Genomic DNA, 18942 nt, shown 5'->3' on the forward strand with positions numbered 1-18942 from the left:
GGTGGAGATCACGGTGCTGGGCCGCATGCACCCCGGAGCGACCGACTTCGACGACGGGACTTCGGCGGCGTCGCGCGCCTGGAGTCGCTGGAGGAGTGGCTCAGCCTGACCGCGACGGTGCACCGGTGCGGCCGGATCGAGGTCCGGGGCGTGGCCCGCGACCAGCCAGGCAGCGCGAACAGCTTGACGTTCCTCCTCGACGACCTGGACCAGACCGACCTGCCGCCGATCATCGACGCGCTCACCGCGATCGGGGAAGCGTTCCCCGTGCTCGGCGAGGACCGTCAGCGCGGCGTCAGCGTCACCGGCAAGCCGTCCACCGGCACGGGGAGCGACACGTAGTCCCACCGCACGCGGTAGCGCTCCGGCACCGTCCAGCGGTGCGCGCGCAGCATCTCGTGCAGCACGGCCTTCACCTCGAACATCCCGAAGTGCAGCCCGATGCACTTGTGCGCCCCGCCGCCGAACGGCATCCACGCGAACCGGTGCGAGCGGTCCTCCCGCCTGCCCTCCGCGAAGCGCTCCGGGTCGAACGCGTGCGGGTTCGTCCAGTGCTCCGGCGAGAAGTGGTTGATGCTGGGCGACAACGTGACCAGCGTCCCGGCGGGCACGTGGTGCCCCAGCACCGCCACGTCCTTCACCGTCTTCCTCGGCAACGACGGCACCGGCGCGGTCAGCCGCAGCGACTCCTTGATCACCAGGTCCAGCGTCTTCAGCTCGTCCAGCGCGGCCAGGTCCGGGTAGTCGTCACCGAGCGCCAGTGACTCCGCGCGGGCCCGCTCCTGCCACTCCGGGTGCTTCGCGAGGTGGTAGGCCGCCGCCGTGCTGGTGATCGTCGTCGTGTCGTGGGCGGCCATCATCAGGAAGATCATGTGGTTCACGACGTCGGCGTCGCTGAACTGCTCGCCGTCCTCGCCGGTCGCCTGGCACAGCACGGAAAACAGGTCCGGCCCCGGCGCACGCCGCTTCGCGGGCAGGTTCTCGCCGAAGTACCGCTCCAGCGTGCGCCGTCCCGCCAGGCCCGCCGCCCACCGGCCGCCCGGCACCGGGAACCGCACGAGCGACGTCGCCGCGCGCACCGAGTCCACGAACGCCCGGTTGAGCCGCGCGGCGTCGTTCCCGCTCGGCATGCCCATGAACACGCGTGACGCCACGTCGAGGGTGAGCCGCTTGAGCGCCCAGTACAGCCGCGGCCGCCCCGGCCGGCCCCACGCCCCGACACCTTCCCGCAGCACCGGGCCCCACTGCCGCGAGTACCCGGCGAGGCGGTCGCGCGTGAACGCCTCCTGCATGATCCGCCGGTGCAGGTGGTGCTCCTCGAAGTCCAGCAGCATCAGCCCGCGGTGGAAGAAGCGCTCGATGAGGAACTTCCAGCCCTCCTGCGAGAACGCCTTGTCCTTGTTCACCAGCGCCTGCTGCGTGGCCTCCGGGCCGCCGAGCACGACGAACCGCTGCCCGAACGAACCCATCCACGACACCGGCCCGAACGTCTCGAACCGCCGCAACGCGAACGCCGGGCCGAACCGCATCGAGTCCAGCGCGTGCCCGATCACCGGCGGTCCCGCGTCGCCGAGGACGGGGGCCAGGCCGCTGCCGGGCGGTGGGGGCGCGAGTTCGGTGACCGGCCACCGCTTGCCCAGCAGCCGCCGGTCGACGGCCGCGGGCAGCGGCAGCGAGGTGAGGGGCGGAACGCGGTCGCGGATCGTCACGAGACCTCCTCGGCACGTGCGCACTGCCCCCAGCGTGCCGCCCCTTCCCCCAACTGGCAAGACCCGTTGTCAGTCCCAGTCGAGCGAGCCGCCGGTCTGGTACTCGGTCACGCGGGTCTCGAAGAAGTTCTTCTCCTTCTTCAGGTCCATCGCCTCCGACATCCACGGGAACGGGTTCTCGCTCGCGCCGAAGATCGGCGCCAGCCCGATCTGCTGCGCCCGCCGGTCGGTGATGAAGTGCATGTACTGCTCGCACAGCTCCGCCGACAACCCGAGCATCCCGCGCGGCATCGTGTCGCGGGCGTAGGCGACCTCCAGCTCGCACGCCTCGATCAGCATCCCGCGCACCTCGTCGGCGAACTCCGGCGTCCACAGGTGCGGGTTCTCGATCTTGATCTGGTTGATGCAGTCGATGCCGAAGTTCAGGTGGATCGACTCGTCCCGCAGGATGTACTGGTACTGCTCGGCGATGCCCACCATCTTGTTGCGCCGTCCCAGCGACAGGATCTGCGCGAACCCGGTGTAGAACCACATGCCCTCGAACACGACGTAGAACGCCACGAGGTCGCGCAGGAAGTCCTGGTCGTCGGCGGCGTTTTCCAGGCCGCGGGTGTACTTCAGCGCCCACGCGTCCTTCGCGGTGATCGAGGGGACCTCGCGGTACATGTTGAACAGCTCGCCCTCGACGAGGCCGAGGCTCTCGCAGATGTACTGGAAGGTGTGCGTGTGCACGGCCTCCTCGAACGCCTGGCGCAGCAGGTACTGCCGGCACTCGGGGTTGGTGATCCGCTGGTACACCGCGAGCACGAGGTTGTTGGCCACCAGGGATTCCGCGGTCGCGAAGAAGCCCAGGTTGCGCTTGAGCATCACGCGTTCGTCCTCGGTCAGGCCGTCGCGGGAGCGCCAGAGCGCGATGTCGGCCTGCATCGACACCTCGGTCGGCATCCAGTGGTTGCTGCACGCCGCCAGGTACTTCTCCCAGGCCCAGCGGTACTTCAGCGGCAGCAGCTGGTTCACGTCGGCGCGGGCGTTGAGCATCGCCTTGTCGTCGATGCTGACGCGTCCCGCGTCGCAGTCGATCAGGGGGCTCACGTCGGTCACTGGCAGGCCTCGCAGTCGGGGTCGTCGATCCGGCAGGCGGCGGGTTCCGGTGCGGCGACCGGAACCGAGGGCACCGTCGCGGGCACGGCGTTGAGCTTGCCGTCCGTTCCGCGCAGGGTGCTCTTCTCCACGCTCGTGGCGGCGCGGGCCCGCAGGTAGTAGGTGGTCTTCAGGCCCTTGTGCCACGCGTAGCGGTACAGCTCGTCGAGCTTGCGGCCGCTCGGCGCGTCCACGTACAGGTTGAGCGACTGCGCCTGGTCGATCCACTTCTGCCGGCGGGACGCGGCGTCCACCAGCCACCGGCTGTCGATCTCGAACGCGGTGGCGTAGAGCCGCTTGAGGTCGGCGGGGATCCGGTCGATCTGGGCGAGGCTGCCGTCGAAGTACTTCAGGTCCGACACCATCGCCTCGTCCCACAGCCCGCGTTCCTTGAGGCTGCGCACCAGGTGCGGGTTGACGACGGTGAAGTCGCCGGACATGTTGGACTTGACGAACAGGTTCTGGAACAGCGGCTCGATGGACTGGCCGACGCCGCAGATGTTGGAGATCGTCGCGGTGGGCGCGATCGCCATGACGTTGGAGTTGCGCATCCCGGTGGTGCGGACGCGTTCCCGCAGGCCGTCCCAGTCCAATGTGGACGAGTGGTCGACCTCCAGCCCGTCGCCGACGCGGGCCTGCTCCAGCAGGCGCAGCGAGTCGATCGGCAGGATGCCCTGGCTCCACAGGGATCCTTCGAAGGACTCGTACCGCCCGCGCTCGGCGGCGAGGTCCGCCGAAGCGGAGATCGCGTAGTAGCTGATGTGCTCCATGCTGCGGTCGGCGAACTCGACGGCCTCGTCGGACGCGAACGGCAGGCCGAGTTCGAAGAGCGCGTCCTGGAAGCCCATCAGGCCCAGGCCGACCGGGCGGTGCCGCAGGTTGGACCGGCGCGCCTCGGGGATCGTGTAGAAGTTGATGTCGATGACGTTGTCCAGCATCCGGACGGCGGTGCGGACGGTGCGCTCCAGTTTCGCGGTGTCCAGGCCCTCCGGCGTGACGTGCTGGAGGAGGTTCACCGAGCCGAGGTTGCACACGGCGACCTCGTCGCTGCTGGTGTTGAGCGTGATCTCCGTGCACAGGTTCGACGAGTGCACGACGCCGGCGTGCTGCTGCGGCGAGCGCAGGTTCGACGGGTCCTTGAACGTGATCCACGGGTGCCCGGTCTCGAACAGCATGGTCAGCATGCGCCGCCACAGGTCCACGGCCCGCACGCGCTTGAACACCTTGATCTCGCCCCGGTCGGCGGCGGCCTCGTACTCGCGGTAGCGCTGGGCGAACGCGTTGCCGTAGAGGTCGTGCAGGTCGGGCGTCTCGTCGGGGGAGAACAGCGTCCACGCCCCGTCGGCCTCGACGCGGCGGAGGAACTCGTCGGGCACCCAGTTGGCGGTGTTCATGTCGTGGGTGCGGCGCCGGTCGTCGCCGGTGTTCTTGCGCAGGTCGAGGAACTCCTCGACGTCGATGTGCCAGGTCTCGAGGTAGGCGCAGGCGGCGCCTTTCCGCTTCCCGCCGTTGTGCACCAGGCCCGCGACCGTCATGTAGGACTCGTCGCCCTCGACCTTCAGGTCGAACACGGTGGGCACCACATCGATCTCGCGCACGTCGCGTACGCGGGAAAAGACCATCCCCTGGTACTCGATCCAGTTCCGCTTCACCACCGGACGGCAGCCGAGCAACTGCGCGATCTCCGGCACCGCGGGGACCCGGATGTCGAGGGTCTTCCCATCCGACGGAATCCCCAGGCGAAGCAGTTGGTAACGCACTGCGGCCGCGAGGTGGCGCGAGGTCGTGGTGAAGTGGACCTCGACACCCCGCGACACGCCGCCACGGGTCTCCAGCAAACCCTGCAGCAGAGCCAGGGTCTGCGGCCTGGGCAGGTGCGCCAGCCTGCGTGCGATGCGCTTGTTGTGTTCGCCGTCGTAGAGGTCCGCGGCGGTGAACGGCAGGGATGGCTCGCGCGCTCCCGTGAGCGGTTCCGCCGCCCAGTGGATCTGTGCGTGGTCGTCGCCGCGTTCGGTCTCCCCGAAGTGGATGCCGCGCTCGGTGAGGTACTTCCGGACGAAGTCCAGATGGGTGTCCAGCTCGGGATTCCCGGAGACGCCCCACTGCTGTCCGTCCTTGGACAGGTGACCGTCGCCCAGCAGGATGCCGTACAGACGCGCGTCCTCTTCGGTGAAGCCGGGCAGGGGCACGACCTCCTTCGGCACGACCTGGGCCACGTAGTCGCCCTTGGTCAGGTGGCTCGCGTCGACCCACTCCGGACGGACCTTGCCGTCCGCGAGCCACTTGAGGGTCCGCTGGTTCTCCTGCCCGAGCGGCACGCCCTGGATGGCGTAGAACGGGTGTCCTGACGTGACCTTCAGGGTTTCGGCGGAGTGCTTGACGTTCACCTCGACCATCGGGTCGGTCTGGTCGTAGGCGAGTACGTCGGTCACCTCGCGGTAGCTGCCGCTCGAGCCGAGCACCAGGTCACCGACGCGGACGTCCCGGATCGCCTTGACCCCGTCCGCGGTGTAGATGCCCGTCTCCGGTGCGAAGCACTGGTTCACGGCCACCGCGGTGTCGTTCGCGATCTTGAGGAACGGGACCACGCCCTGCGACTTGCCGTTGGTGCCCTTGATGTGCGCGCCGAGGCCGCGGACCGGCGTCCAGTCGTTGCCGAGGCCGCCCGAGTACTTGGCCAGCAGTGCGTTGTTCTTGTACGACTGGAAGATCGAGTCCAGCTCGTCGTCGACCGTGGTCAGGAAGCACGACGACAGCTGCGGGCGCGTCGTGCCGGAGTTGAACAGCGTCGGCGTCGAGGCCATGAACGCGAAGCTCGACAACAGCTCGTAGAACTCGATCGCGCGCTTCTCGCGGTCGTCCTCGCGCAGCGCCAGGCCCATCGCGACCCGCATGAAGAACGCCTGCGGCAGCTCGAACCGCGTGCCGTCGTGGTGCAGGAAGTAGCGGTCGTAGAGGGTCTGCAGGCCGAGGAAGCCGAAGTCGAGGTCGCGCTCGGGGCGGATCGCGGCGGTGATCTTCTTCAGGTTGAACTTCGCCAGCTCGGGGTCGGCCAGCTCCAGCTCGATCGCCCGCGCGAGGTAGTCGCGGAAGTAGCCGGGGTAGTTGAGCTCGTCGTGGCTGGCCTGGCGCGGCTCGCCGGCCAGGTAGCCCAGCGCCTCGCCGCGCAGCTTGTCCAGCAGCAGGCGGGCCGTGACGAACGAGTAGTTGGGCTCCTTCTCCACGAGTGTGCGGGCGGCCATGATCAGCGCCGTCCCCAGCTCGTCGGCCGTGATGCCCTGGTAGAGGTTCCGCTTGGTCTCGGCCAGCACCGGCTCCGCCGACACGTCGTCGATCCCCGCGACGGCCTCGCCGACGACGTGCTCGACGCGGGCCCAGTCGACGTGCGCGGAGGCGTCCGGCTCGGCGGGCTGTTCGCGGGCCTTCGCGTGCTCCTCCCGGTAGAGCACGTACGCGCGGGCGACCTTGTGGTGCCCGCCGCGCATGAGCGCGAGCTCCACCTGGTCCTGGATCTGCTCGATGTGCAGCGCGGCCTCGGGGGTGGCGTGGCGCAGCAGAGCCGTCTCGACCTGGCCGGTCAGCTCGGTCACGACGTGGTGGATGCGCGAGGACGCCGCGGCGCCGTCCCCTTCGACCGCGAGGAAGGCCTTGGTCAGGGCGACCGAGATCTTGCCCGCGTCGAAGGGGGACACACTGCCGTCGCGGCGGATGACCTGCACGGCGGTGCGCGCCGGCCGTGAGGTGGTCTCCACAGACATGCATCACTCCAAAAATGGGCGCGTGGGATCGGCACGCCGCCGCGGGGGACGACGTGCTGGAGGACAGGCTTCGCCCGGCAGCCAGCGTCTCCCGTCGCTGGGCGCTGCCGGTGATCGAAGACTACATCTAGGGGTGTCTCTCCGCGAGCACCCCAATATGCGGGCGTGTCGGCGGGTCGTGCTAGCGGGGTCCGCAGAGAAACAATCAAGCGTGCTTGATTTTTCCGGCGACCGGTGCCAGGCTCCGTGGCAGGCGCGAGGAGGCGAATGCGGTGGTGGACCTGCGACCGATCCTGAGCGATCTGGCGGCCGAGAGCCAGGCGCTCGACGACATCGTGGCCGGGGCGGACTGGGCGACGCCGACACCGGCCGAGGGCTGGACGATCGCCCACCAGATCGGGCACCTCGCGTGGACCGACGCGAAGGCGCTGCTCGCGGTGCGCACGCCGGACGACTTCGGCGCGGAGGTCCAGCGCGCGCTCGCCGCGGGCGACGGCTACGTCGACGCGGGGGCTGTGGAAGAGGCGGGCAAACCGCGCGACCAACTGCTCCAGGAGTGGCGGACCGGACGGGAAGCGCTTTCCGCGGCGCTGGAAACCGCTCCGGCAGGCACGAAATTCCCTTGGTACGGCCCGCCGATGAGCGCCGCTTCGATGGCGACGGCCCGCTTGATGGAGACCTGGGCGCACGCGCAGGACGTGTACGACGCGCTGGGGATCCCGCACGAGCCGACGGACCGCATCCGGCACATCGCGCGCTTCGGCGTCCGCACCAGGGACTTCGCCTTCGCGGTCCATTCGCTCGCGCCACCGCCCGTCGAGTTCCGCGTCGAGTTGCGGGCCCCGGACGGTACATTGTGGACATACGGGCCGGAGGACGCCGAACAGCGCGTCACCGGCAGCGCGCTGGACTTCTGCCTGGTGGTGACGCAGCGGCGGCATCCCGCGGACACCGATCTGGTGGCCGAGGGGGCGGACGCGGCGAAGTGGCTGGAGATCGCCCAGGCGTTCGCCGGCCCGCCCGGAAAGGGCCGCAAGCCGGGGGAGTTCGCGTGACCCTGCGCATCGGCAACGCGTCCGGTTTCTACGGTGACCGTTTTTCGGCGGTGCGGGAGATGCTCACCGGCGGTCCGCTCGACGTCCTGACCGGCGACTACCTCGCCGAGCTGACCATGCTGATCCTCGGCCGCGACCGGCTGAAGGACGCTTCACGTGGGTACGCCAAGACGTTCCTGCGTCAGCTGGAGGAAAACCTCGGGCTGGCCCAGGAAAAGGGCGTCAAGATCGTCAGCAACGCGGGTGGCCTCAACCCCGCCGCACTCGCCGACGCCATCCGCGACCTGGCCGCGAAGCTCGGGCTGGACATCGCCGTCGCTCACGTCGAGGGCGACGAGCTGCTGCCCTCGGCCGAACGGCTGGGACTGGGAAAACCCTTGACCGCCAACGCTTACCTGGGTGCGTGGGGGATCGCGGAGTGCCTGAAGGCCGGCGCCGACGTGGTGGTGACCGGCCGCGTGACGGACGCGTCGCTCGTCGTCGGCCCGGCCGCGGCGCACTACGGCTGGCAGCGCGACGACTACGACCGGCTCGCCGGTGCGGTCGTCGCCGGGCACGTCCTCGAATGCGGTGCGCAGGCCACGGGCGGGAACTACGCGTTCTTCACCGAGCACGACCTCGGCACGCCCGGCTTCCCGATCGCGGAGATCGAGGCCGACGGATCGAGCGTGATCACGAAGCACCCCGGCACCGGGGGAGCCGTCACGGTCGGCACGGTCACCGCGCAGCTGCTGTACGAGATCGCGGGACCGCGCTACGCGGGGCCGGATGTGACGACCCGCTTCGACACCGTTGCGCTGGAACAAGCCGGGCCGGACCGGGTGCGGATCAGCGGCGCGAAGGGCGAACCGCCGCCGCCGACGCTGAAGGTCTGCCTCAACACCCTCGGCGGTTTCCGCAACGAGACCACGTTCGTCCTCACCGGACTGGACATCGACGCGAAGGCCGCCCTCGTGCGGGAGCAGCTGGAGCGGTCGCTGAAGGACCACCCGCCCGCGGAGATCCGCTGGACGCTGGCCAGGACCGACCGCGAGGACGCCGACACCGAACAGGGCGCGAGTGCGCTGCTGCGGTGCGCGGTCAAGGATCAGGATCCGAAGGTCGCCGGACGCGCCTTCAGCGGTGCCGCGATCGAACTCGCGCTCGCCAGCTATCCCGGCTTCCACGTGACCGCACCACCGTCGGACGCGTCGCCGTACGGCGTGTACACCGCGTCCTATGTGGACGCTTCGGAGGTGAACCACACCGCGGTGTTGCCCAACGGGGACCGAGTCGAAATCCCGCATTCGGAACAGACCCTGGAACTGTCTGATGTGGAGGAACCCGCGCTTCCCGAGCCGTACACGGGTCCGACCCGTCGCGCGCCGCTGGGCACCGTTGTGGGCGCGCGCAGCGGCGACAAAGGTGGCGACGCGAACCTCGGCGTGTGGGTGCGGTCCGAGGAGCAGTGGCGCTGGCTCGCGAACACCCTCACCGTCGAGGAGTTCCGGCGGCTGTTGCCCGAAACCGCGGAACTGCCGGTGAAACGGTACGCGCTGCCCAACCTGTACGCGCTCAACTTCGTCGTCACCGGGCTGCTCGGTGAGGGCGTCGCTTCCCAGGCGCGGTTCGACCCGCAGGCCAAGGCGCTCGGCGAATGGCTGCGGGCCCGGCACGCGGAGGTCCCGGCATGATCGACACCCCGGAGCGCGCGGAACTGCGCAAGACCGTCCGCCGGTTCGTCGAGACCGAAGTGCTGCCGCACCTCGACGAGTGGGAGCGCGCCGGTGAGCTGCCGCGCGAGCTGCACCGCAAGGCGGGGGCGATCGGGCTACTCGGCGTGTCGTTCCCGGAAAGCGCGGGCGGTGGCGGCGGGAACTACCTCGACGCGCTCGTGGTCGCGGAGGAGATCCTGTACGCGGGCGGCTCGGGCGGGCTCGTCGCGTCGCTGCTGACGAACGGGATCGCCGTGCCGCACATCGTCGAAGCCGGCGATCCCGCCCAGATCGAGCGGTGGGTGCGGCCCACGCTCGAAGGTGAGCTGATCGGCTCCCTGGCGATCACGGAACCGGACGGTGGGTCGGACGTGGCGGGTATCCGCACGACCGCGCGCCGGGACGGGGACCACTACGTCGTCAACGGCGCCAAGACCTACATCACCTCCGGCTGCCGCGCCGACTTCGTGACCACCGCCGTGCGCACCGGAGGCCCTGGGGCGCACGGGGTCTCGCTGCTCGTCGTGGAACGGGGTACGCCCGGGTTCACCGTGTCCCGCAAGCTGGAGAAGATGGGCTGGCACTGCTCGGACACCGCGGAACTGTCCTATGTGGACGTTCGCGTGCCCGCCGCGAACCTGGTGGGTCAGGAGAACAGTGGGTTCGTCCAGATCGCCACGCAGTTCGTCGTCGAACGCCTGTCGCTCGCCGTCCAGGCCTACGCGACCGCGCAGCGGGCGCTGGACCTGACGCTGGAGTGGTGCCGCCTGCGCGAGACGTTCGGCCGCCCGCTGATTTCCCGGCAGCTCGTCCAGCACAAGCTCACCGAGATGGCTCGCCGCACGGACCTGGCCCGCGTCTACACCCGGCACGTCGCCGAACGGCACGTGGCGGGGGAGGAGGTCATCGCGGAAGCGTGCTTCGCCAAGAACAGCGCAGTCGAGGCCGCGGAGTGGGTCGTCAACGAGGCGGTGCAGCTGCACGGCGGGCTCGGGTACATGCGCGAGTCCGAAGTGGAGCGGCACTACCGGGACGTGCGCATCCTCGGCATCGGCGGCGGGACGAACGAGATCCTGACCGGACTGGCCGCGAAACGATTGGGGTACACCGCTTGAGCGTCATCAGGTCCGCTGTGGACACCACGAGCGAGGAGTTCGCGGCGAACAAGGAGGCGATGCTGGCCAAGCTCGCCGAGATCGAGGCCGAGCACGCCAAGGCCATCGCCGGGGGCGGCGAGAAGTACGTGGCACGCCACCGCAAGCGCGGCAAGCTGCTCGCGCGTGAGCGGATCGAGCTGCTGCTGGACGAGGACTCGCCGTTCCTGGAGCTGTCCCCGCTCGCCGCGTGGGGCACCGACTACCACGTGGGCGGCAGCGTTGTCACGGGCATCGGCACCGTCGAGGGCGTGGAATGCCTGATCGTCGCCAACGACCCGACCGTCAAGGGCGGCGCGAGCAACCCGTCGAGCCTCAAGAAGGGCCTGCGGGCGGCCGAGATCGCCGCCGAGAACCGGCTCCCGACGATCAACCTCGTCGAGTCCGGTGGCGCGGACCTGCCCACGCAGAAGGAGATCTTCATCCCCGGCGGGCGGACGTTCCGCAACCTGACGAACTCCTCCGCCGAGCGCGTCCCGACGATCGCGCTGGTGTTCGGCAACTCCACCGCCGGTGGCGCGTACCTGCCCGGCATGTCGGACTACGTGGTGATGGTCAAGGAACGCGCGAAGGTGTTCCTCGGCGGCCCGCCGCTGGTGAAGATGGCGACGGGGGAGGAGTCCGACGACGAGTCGCTGGGCGGCGCCGAGATGCACGCCCGCACCTCAGGCCTGGCCGACTACCTGGCGGTCGACGAGGAGGACGCGATCCGGCTCGGCCGCAGCATCGTCAAACGGCTCAACTGGCACAAGCAGGGCCCGGCGCCCAAGCCCGACTACGAAGAACCGCGCTACGACCCCGAAGACCTGGTGGGCATCGTGCCCGGAGACCTGAAGGTGCCCTTCGACCCGCGCGAGGTGATCGCCCGCGTCGTCGACGGCTCGGACTTCGACGAGTTCAAGCCGCTGTACGGGCCGAGCCTGGTGACCGGCTGGGCGGACGTGCACGGTTACCCGGTCGGCATCCTCGCCAACGCGCAGGGCGTGCTGTTCAGCGAGGAGTCGCAGAAGGCCACGCAGTTCATCCAGCTGGCCAACCAGACCGACACCCCGCTGATCTTCCTGCACAACACCACCGGCTACATGGTGGGCCGCGAGTACGAGCAGGGCGGCATCATCAAGCACGGCGCGATGATGATCAACGCGGTGTCGAACTCGAAGGTGCCGCACATCTCGATCCTGATGGGCGCCTCCTACGGCGCCGGCCACTACGGCATGTGCGGCCGGGCGTACGGGCCGCGCTTCCTGTTCGCCTGGCCCAGCGCCAAATCCGCGGTGATGGGGCCGCAGCAGCTGGCGGGCGTGCTGTCGATCGTCGCCCGCGCGGCGGCGGCGAACCGCGGCCAGGCCTACGACGAGGACGGCGACAAGGCCATGCGCGCCATGGTCGAACAGCAGATCGAGGCCGAGTCGATGCCGATGTTCCTGTCCGGCATGCTCTACGACGACGGCATCATCGACCCCCGCGACACCCGGACGGTGCTCGGGCTGAGCCTGTCCGCCATCGCCAACGGACCGATCAAGGGCGCCGAGGGCTTCGGCGTCTTCCGGATGTGAGGCCGATGCTCACCACGATTCTGGTCGCCAACCGGGGCGAGATCGCCCGCCGCGTGTTCCGCACCTGCGCGGAGCTGGGGCTCGGCAAGGCCGCGGTGTTCTCCGACGCGGACGCCGGCGCCCCGCACGTGCGGGAGGCGGACGCCGCGGTGCGCCTGCCCGGCGACGCTCCGTCGGACACCTACCTGCGGGCGGACCTGCTCGTCGAGGCCGCGAAGGCGGCGGGCGCGGACGCCGTGCACCCCGGCTACGGCTTCCTGTCGGAGAACGGGGCGTTCGCGCGGGCCGTGCTCGACGCGGGGCTCACGTGGATCGGGCCGCCACCGGCCGCCATCGAGGCCATGGGGTCCAAAGTGGAGGCCAAGCGGATCATGGCCGACGCCGGGGTGCCCGTGCTGGCGGAGCTGGACCCGGAGCGCGTCACCGAAGCCGACCTGCCCGTGCTGATCAAGGCCTCCGCCGGGGGCGGTGGCCGGGGCATGCGCGTCGTGCGGGAGCTGGACGAGCTGACCGACGCGGTCGCGAGCGCGCAGGCCGAGGCGGCGTCGGCGTTCGGCGATCCGACGGTGTTCTGCGAGCGGTACCTGGAAACCGGGCGGCACATCGAAGTCCAGGTGCTCGCGGACACGCACGGTACCGTGTGGACGGTCGGCGAGCGGGAGTGCTCGATCCAGCGGCGGCACCAGAAGGTCGTCGAGGAGTCGCCGTCCCCGCTGGTGGACGAGCCGATGCGAGCGGCCTTGTTCGAGGCCGCGCGCAAGGCCGCGCAGGCGATCGACTACGTGGGTGCCGGCACCGTCGAGTTCCTCGCGACGGAGAACGGCGAGTTCTTCTTCCTCGAGATGAACACCCGCCTGCAGGTCGAGCACCCGGTGACCGAGCTGGTGACGGGGCTGGACCTGGTGGCGTGGCAGATCCGCGTCGCCGAGGGCGCGGCGCTGCCGCCCGAACCGCCGTCGCCGAACGGGCACGCGATCGAAGTGCGGCTCTACGCCGAGGACCCGGCCGCCGACTGGCAGCCGCAGACCGGGACCCTGCACCACTTCGCGGTGCCGGGCGACGTGCGCGTGGACAGCGGCGTCGAGGACGGCTCGGTGATCGGCGTGCACTACGACCCGATGCTGGCGAAGGTCATCGCGTGGGCACCGACGCGCGCGGAGGCGGCCCGCAAGCTCGCGGCGGCGCTGGCCGGGGCGGAGATCCACGGCGTGCGCACCAACCGCGACCTGCTGGTGAACGTGCTGCGGCACCCGGAGTTCCTGGCGGGCAACACCGACACCGCGTTCTTCGGCAGGCACGGGCTGGACACGCTCGCGGCCCCGCTGGGCGACGAACGCCTCGCCGCCGTCGCGGCGGCCTTCGCCGACGCGGCCGCGAACCGCACCGGAAAGCGCATTCCCGGTGGCTGGCGGAACGTGCGGTCGGCGCCCCAGCGCAAGCGCTACGCCGTGGGCGGCCGCGAGTACGAGGTCGCGTACACCGGCAACCGCGTCGAAGGCGAGGACATCACGCTCGTCCACGCGACGCCGGAGCGGGTGGTGCTGGACGTCTCGGGAGTGCGGCGGAGCTTCTCCGTGGGCCGGTACCCGGGGCTCGTGTGCGTCGGCCCGGTCTCGCTCACGCCGGTGCCGCGCTTCACCGAACCCGGTTCGGCGCTGGTGGCGGGTTCGCTCGTCGCGCCCATGCCCGGCACGGTGCTGCGGATCGCGGTCGAACCGGGGGCCGCGGTGTCGGCCGGGGACCCGTTGCTGTGGCTGGAAGCGATGAAGATGGAGCACCGGATCACCGCGCCGGCCGACGGCGTGGTGGCGGAACTGCCCGTGTCCGTGGGACAGCAGGTCGAGGTGGGGGCCGTGCTGGCGGTAGTGAAGGAGCAGCAGTGAGTTTCGAAGAAACCGAGGAACGGCAGGCGCTCCGCAAGGCCGTCGCCGAACTGGGCCGCAGCTACGGCCACGAGTACTACTCGAAGCTGGCCCGCAGCGGCGGGCACACCACGGAGTTGTGGAACGAGGCCGGGCGGCTGGGTTACCTCGGGGTCGCCGTGCCCGAGGAGTACGGCGGCGGAGGCGCGGGCATCGGCGACCTGGCGGCCGTGTGCGAGGAGTTCTGCGCCGCGGGCACGCCGATGCTGCTGATGGTGGTGTCCCCGGCGATCTGCGCCACGGTCATCGCCCGGTACGGCACGGACGCGCAGAAGAGCCGCTGGCTGCCGAGGTTCGCGACGGGTGAGGCGCGGATGTCCTTCGCCATCACCGAACCCGACGCCGGGTCGAACTCGCACCGCATCACCACGACCGCGCGGCGTGACGGCGGGGACTGGCTGCTGTCCGGGCGGAAGGTGTTCATCTCGGGCGTGGACGAGGCCGAGGCGGTGCTCGTGGTCGGGCGCACGGAGGACGCGAAGACGGGCAAGCTCAAGCCCGCGTTGTTCATCGTCCCCACCGACGCGCCCGGGTTCGAGTACCGGCAGATCGAGATGGACCTCGTCTCGGCGGACAAGCAGTTCGGCCTGTTCCTCGACGACGTGCGCCTGCCGTACGACGCGCTGGTCGGGTCCGAGGACGCGGCTCTGGCGCAGCTGTTCGCGGGGTTGAATCCCGAACGCATCATGGCCGCGTCGTTCTCGACCGGGGTCGCGCGGTACGCGCTGGACAAGGGGGTCGAGTACGCGAAGCAGCGCAGCGTCTGGGGTGCGCCGATCGGCAGCCACCAGGGGCTCGCCCACCCGCTGGCGCAAGTCAAGATCGAGCTGGAGCTGGCCCGCCTGATGACGCAGAAGGCCGCGGCCCGCTACGACGCGGGTGACGACTTCGGTGCCGGCGAGGCGGCGAACATGGCGAAGTACGCCGGGGCGGAGGTCGCGATCAAGGCGGTGGACACGGCGATCCAGACGCACGGGGGCAACGGGCTGGCGTCGGAGTACGGCCTGGGTACGCTGCTCGGGGCCGTGCGCGTGGGCCGCATCGCGCCGGTCAGCAGGGAGATGGTGCTGAACTTCGTGGCACAGCACTCCCTCGGCCTGCCGAAGTCCTATTAGGAGGATGGTTCTGAGTACACCGGCGCGTGAGCCGCAGCAGGAGCGGAGCCGCACCACCCGGCGGCGGTTGCTGGAGGCGTCCGTCGCCTGCATCGGGGAGCTCGGGTGGAGCGGCACGACCGTCGCCGTCGTGGCGCAGCGGGCGGGGGTCTCGCGAGGCGCGGCGCAGCACCACTTCCGCACCCGCGAGGACCTCGTCACCGCCGCCGTCGAGTACCTCGGCGAGGTGCAGCTCACCCAGTTGAGGGAGCGTGTCGACGAGTTGCCGCCCGGGGAGTCACGCATCGAAGCGGTCGTGGACATGCTGCTGAACCTCTACACCGGGCCGATGTTCCGCGCCGCGCTGCACCTGTGGGTCGCCGCCTCGACCGACGACGCGCTGCGGGCCGCACTGGTCCCGCTGGAGGCCAGGGTGGGCCGGGAAGCGCACCGGGTGGCGCTGGAACTGCTGGGCGTGAGCGAGGACCAGCGGGGAGTGCGCGAGATGGTCCAGGCCACCCTCGACCTCGCCCGCGGCCTGGGTCTGGCGAACCTGCTCAGCGACGACAGCCGCCGCCGCGAAAGGATCATCCATCAGTGGGCGGGGGTCCTGGATTCGACCCTCCCGGAACCGGGTAGCGCTGAACCAGGTGACGCGACACGAAAAATATCCGGGGCCGCGCGCTAACACGAATGGAGCAGCGCGCGATAACCTGGTGTACACAGTTTCTTCCCGAGGGGGTTGATACCGGTGGCCGAAGACGAGTTGTCCCATCGCGCGCTGGCGATGCTGCGGGCCGTCGCGGAGGGGCGCGCGGTGATGACGAGCAGCTGCGAGCCGGACCTGTTCATCGACGGGGTCCCGTGCTGCGACCAGATGACCGCGCACACCCTGGCGCACCGGGGTTACCTCGCGGTGGGCGCCGACGGCCGCACCGCCGAGCTGACGCCCGCCGGGCGCGCCGCGCTCTCGGTGACCGTCGCCGCCTGAGCCTGGTTCAGACCAGCTTGCGCCTGCCCAGCACGGCGTAGAGCCCGCCGGCGAGCGCGAAGCCCACGAAGAACGTGATGTCCCCGATCGCCGGCACGGCCTTCGGCACCGGCCCGGTGTAGAGCGACTGGTTCGCGAACAACGCGATCGACACGACGGCACCGACGAGGAACGCGCCGAGCCCCGCCCAGCCGCGGCGGCTGCGGTCCGCGAGCAGCCCGGCGGTCTCCCGCCCGCGCCGCAGGTACTGGTCGGCGAACACGACGCCGAGCCACGGCGCGATCCAGTACGCGATCACCAGCAGGAAGTGCTCGTACGCCGCTCCGGCGTCCGACAGCCCGGCCCAGGCGAGCGCGAACCCGACCGCGCCGAAGCCGAGCGCGACGATCGCGCGCCGCCACGCCAGCGGCAGCCGGATGCCCAGGCACAGGAACGCCAGCGCCCCCGAGTACACGTTGAGCGCGTTCGCCGCCACCGCGCCGAGCGCGATCGCCAGCAGGGTCACCGCCGAGAGCCAGCCCGGCATGTGCCCGGTGAACGCGGCGGTCGGGCTCTCGTCGCCGCCCGCGCCGCCGATCGTCGCCGACGCCGCGCCCGCGGCCATCAGCACCGTGCACGACAGGAACAGCCCGAGCGCGGCGTACCAGCCGACCGCGCGGCCACGCACCGTCGACGGCAGGTACCGCGTGTAGTCCGCCGCGTAGGGGTTCCAGCCCGCCGCGTAACCGAACGCGGCGCCCATCGTGAGCAGGAAACCGCCCGTGCCCCCGCCGCCACCGGCGGCACCCGGGTGAGCCTGGGTGAACGTGTACACGGTCGCCACGAGGAAGATCACCGCGAGCACACCGAAGATGTACTTCTCGTACGCCTGCACGAGGTTGTGCCCGAAGAACGCGATGCCGATCTGCAGCACCACGACGATCACCAGGCACGCCAGCACGGGCAGCCCGGTGAGCGTGTTGAGCGCGAACGCGCCGCTGACGCTGTTGACCGCGAACCAGCCGATGCCCGCCGTCACCGACATCAGCGCGGCGGGCACGAGGTTGCCCCAGTAGCCGAAACCCAGCCTGCTCAGCACCATCTGCGGCACGCCGTGCTTCGGCCCGCGCGCGGACAGCACGCCGTGGGACAGCGCGCCGAGCGCGTTGCCGAGCGCCGCCGCCAGCAGCGTCTGCCAGAAGCTCAGCCCGAACGCCGAAACCCCGAGCACGCCGACGAAGATCGTGGCGAACTCGAGGTTCGGCGAGGACCACGTCCAGAACAGCTGCCGCGGCCTGCCGTGCCGGTCCGCCGCCGCCACCGGTTCGATGCCGCCGGGTTCCACCGCCACGACCCGGTCGCCGTACTCACCGGGCCGCACTTCCGCCGATGCTGGGGTCACTGGTCGGGTCGCTGCCATGCGAGCACCGTAGGTGCCGGATGTTTCGGCCGCGTTGCGCCGCGGTCAGGCAACGGTGATCACGTCCAGTTTTTCGCGCAGGTACTGCGATGCGACGACCGGCGGGTACTCGCGGCGGCCCAGCGGCGGGGCGAGCGACTCGATGAGGGCGTCGTGATCGGTCTCGTAGAAGAACATGAGCGACACCAGGTCCTCGTCCGGCGCGGTGGCGTGGGGCGGCAGGACGCGGTGCCGGGTGGAGCGCCACCGGTCGCCCGTCCAGCGGGCCATCAGGTCGCCGATGTTGACGGTGAACGCCGCCGGGTCGTGCGGCGCGTCCTCCCACTCGCCCTCGGCCGTGTACACCTGCAGCCCGCCCACACCCGCTTCCCGGTCCAGCACCGTGACCGTGCCGAAGTCGGTGTGCGGGCCGATGCGGAACTGGTCCGGCGCGGGCGCGCCGACGTGCGTCATCGGCGGGTACCAGTTGATGTTGAAGGTGTACGTGGGATGCGTGGTGTGGCGGGTGAAATGCCCGGTTTCGAGGTCCAGTGCGGCGGCGAAGATCGTGAGCAGCTCGTCCGACAACGCGCGCATGCGCGCCATGTACTCGCGGGCCGCCGCCGCCAGCCCGGGCACCTCCGCGGGCCACACGTTGGGCTGGAACCAGAACTCGTCCACCTCGGGCACGCCCACCGGGTCGTCCGCACCGACCGAATAGGACTCCTTGAGGTCCGGCGGGGTCTCGGTGCCCTCGGCGTACCCGTTGGCCTCCACGCCCGGGGGCAGCCAGCCGCGGCCGCCGACCGTGACCGCGTACCGCTGCTTGACCTCCTTCGGTAGCGCGAAGAAGGCGCGGGAGTACTCCCGCGTCCGTGCCCGCAGCTCGTCCGGGACGCCGTGCCCGGTGATCAGCAGGAAGCCGGAGTCCCGCAGCGCGGCGTCGACCCGGGCGGCGACACCGGCCCGGTCGTCGCCGGAGAACCAGGGGGACAGGTCGATCAGCGGAACCGAGCCCATGTGCCGCTCCTAGGAAGAGGTGCCGATGTCTTCGAACCACAGTTCGGGGCGCTGCGCGATGAACTCCGTCATGAGCGCGACGCAGTCCGCGTCGTCGAGGACCGTGACCCGCACGCCGTGCTCCGCGAGCCACTCGTGGCCGCCGGAGAAGGTCTGCGCCTCCCCGATGACCACATGGGGAATGGTGAACTGCCGGACCAGCCCGCTGCAATACCAGCACGGCGAGAGCGTGGTCACCATGATCGTGTCGCGGTAGTGCGGCCGCCGCCCCGCGTTGCGGAACGCGCTGGTCTCGGCGTGCATCGACGGGTCGTCGTCCTGCACCCGCCGGTTGTGGCCGCGGCCGAGCAGCTGACCGTCCACAGTGAACAGCGCGGCGCCGATGGGCACGCCGCCCTCGGCCTTGCCGAGGACGGCTTCCTCGCGGGCGACGGCGAGCAGGGCGGCGGGGTCAAGATCCATCCACTCACC

The 18942-nt window shown here is 70.5% G+C and carries 14 protein-coding genes and 1 pseudogene; 9 read left to right on the forward strand and 6 right to left on the reverse strand.

The window, feature by feature from the left end:
• Positions 1 to 75 precede the first annotated feature (75 nt).
• Positions 76 to 342: pseudogene (locus tag BMZ92_RS37750) on the forward strand (WapI family immunity protein); the annotation flags it as partial.
• Here BMZ92_RS37750 and BMZ92_RS01720 read toward each other — a convergent pair.
• The 3 genes from BMZ92_RS01720 to BMZ92_RS37955 all read right to left on the reverse strand — a co-directional run bounded on the left by BMZ92_RS01720 (position 285) and on the right by BMZ92_RS37955 (position 6607).
• Positions 285 to 1709: a cytochrome P450 gene (locus BMZ92_RS01720; RefSeq protein WP_245782828.1), complete on the reverse strand. Its 1425-nt coding sequence runs from the start codon at positions 1707 to 1709 to the stop codon at positions 285 to 287. The pseudogene BMZ92_RS37750 and the gene BMZ92_RS01720 sit on opposite strands and share 58 nt — an antisense overlap.
• 69 nt (positions 1710 to 1778) lie before the next feature.
• Positions 1779 to 2801, reverse strand: coding sequence for a ribonucleotide-diphosphate reductase subunit beta (locus BMZ92_RS01725; protein WP_281245127.1), 1023 nt, complete (start codon positions 2799 to 2801; stop codon positions 1779 to 1781).
• 5 nt (positions 2802 to 2806) lie between these two features.
• Entirely contained in the window at positions 2807 to 6607 is a 3801-nt protein-coding gene (locus BMZ92_RS37955; protein ID WP_091503817.1) for a ribonucleoside-diphosphate reductase subunit alpha, read from the reverse strand.
• A 272-nt stretch (positions 6608 to 6879) separates the two neighbouring features.
• Between BMZ92_RS37955 and BMZ92_RS01735 the strand changes: the two genes are divergently transcribed.
• The 8 genes from BMZ92_RS01735 to BMZ92_RS01770 all read left to right on the forward strand — a co-directional run bounded on the left by BMZ92_RS01735 (position 6880) and on the right by BMZ92_RS01770 (position 16073).
• A complete protein-coding gene (locus BMZ92_RS01735; RefSeq protein WP_091503819.1) occupies positions 6880 to 7662 on the forward strand; it encodes a TIGR03084 family metal-binding protein in 783 nt (260 codons plus the stop codon).
• Positions 7659 to 9335 (forward strand): acyclic terpene utilization AtuA family protein, encoded by a 1677-nt coding sequence (locus BMZ92_RS01740; protein WP_091503821.1) that lies wholly within the window; start codon positions 7659 to 7661, stop codon positions 9333 to 9335. Before BMZ92_RS01735 ends, BMZ92_RS01740 begins: the two co-directional genes overlap by 4 nt.
• Positions 9332 to 10471 carry an acyl-CoA dehydrogenase family protein gene (locus tag BMZ92_RS01745; RefSeq protein ID WP_091503823.1) on the forward strand — a complete coding sequence of 380 codons (1140 nt, stop codon included), beginning with the start codon at positions 9332 to 9334 and terminating at the stop codon, positions 10469 to 10471. The genes BMZ92_RS01740 and BMZ92_RS01745 overlap by 4 nt, the downstream gene beginning before the upstream one ends.
• Positions 10468 to 12066 carry an acyl-CoA carboxylase subunit beta gene (locus BMZ92_RS01750; RefSeq protein WP_177228495.1) on the forward strand — a complete coding sequence of 533 codons (1599 nt, stop codon included), beginning with the start codon at positions 10468 to 10470 and terminating at the stop codon, positions 12064 to 12066. Before BMZ92_RS01745 ends, BMZ92_RS01750 begins: the two co-directional genes overlap by 4 nt.
• Before the next feature lie 5 nt (positions 12067 to 12071).
• Complete coding sequence (locus BMZ92_RS01755) at positions 12072 to 13949, forward strand: acetyl/propionyl/methylcrotonyl-CoA carboxylase subunit alpha (RefSeq protein ID WP_091503826.1); 1878 nt, start codon at positions 12072 to 12074, stop codon at positions 13947 to 13949.
• Entirely contained in the window at positions 13946 to 15103 is a 1158-nt protein-coding gene (locus tag BMZ92_RS01760) for an acyl-CoA dehydrogenase family protein (protein ID WP_091503827.1), read from the forward strand. Before BMZ92_RS01755 ends, BMZ92_RS01760 begins: the two co-directional genes overlap by 4 nt.
• Positions 15104 to 15107: 4 nt before the next feature.
• Positions 15108 to 15770 (forward strand): TetR/AcrR family transcriptional regulator, encoded by a 663-nt coding sequence (locus tag BMZ92_RS01765; RefSeq protein WP_091503829.1) that lies wholly within the window; start codon positions 15108 to 15110, stop codon positions 15768 to 15770.
• Between the two features lie 99 nt (positions 15771 to 15869).
• Entirely contained in the window at positions 15870 to 16073 is a 204-nt protein-coding gene (locus BMZ92_RS01770) for a hypothetical protein (RefSeq protein WP_091504295.1), read from the forward strand.
• Between the two features lie 7 nt (positions 16074 to 16080).
• Here the strand turns inward: BMZ92_RS01770 and BMZ92_RS01775 are convergent, their stop codons facing one another.
• The 3 genes from BMZ92_RS01775 to BMZ92_RS01785 are packed head-to-tail and all read right to left on the reverse strand — an operon-like array spanning position 16081 to position 18933.
• Positions 16081 to 17472 carry a purine-cytosine permease family protein gene (locus tag BMZ92_RS01775; RefSeq protein ID WP_091503830.1) on the reverse strand — a complete coding sequence of 464 codons (1392 nt, stop codon included), beginning with the start codon at positions 17470 to 17472 and terminating at the stop codon, positions 16081 to 16083.
• A 45-nt stretch (positions 17473 to 17517) separates the two neighbouring features.
• Entirely contained in the window at positions 17518 to 18471 is a 954-nt protein-coding gene (locus tag BMZ92_RS01780; RefSeq protein WP_091503832.1) for an isopenicillin N synthase family dioxygenase, read from the reverse strand.
• Between the two features lie 9 nt (positions 18472 to 18480).
• Positions 18481 to 18933 (reverse strand): nucleoside deaminase, encoded by a 453-nt coding sequence (locus BMZ92_RS01785; RefSeq protein ID WP_091503833.1) that lies wholly within the window; start codon positions 18931 to 18933, stop codon positions 18481 to 18483.
• Positions 18934 to 18942 lie beyond the last annotated feature (9 nt).

Origin of the sequence: Amycolatopsis sacchari, assembly GCF_900114035.1 — a bacterium.
GTDB classification, from domain to species: domain Bacteria; phylum Actinomycetota; class Actinomycetes; order Mycobacteriales; family Pseudonocardiaceae; genus Amycolatopsis_E; species Amycolatopsis_E sacchari.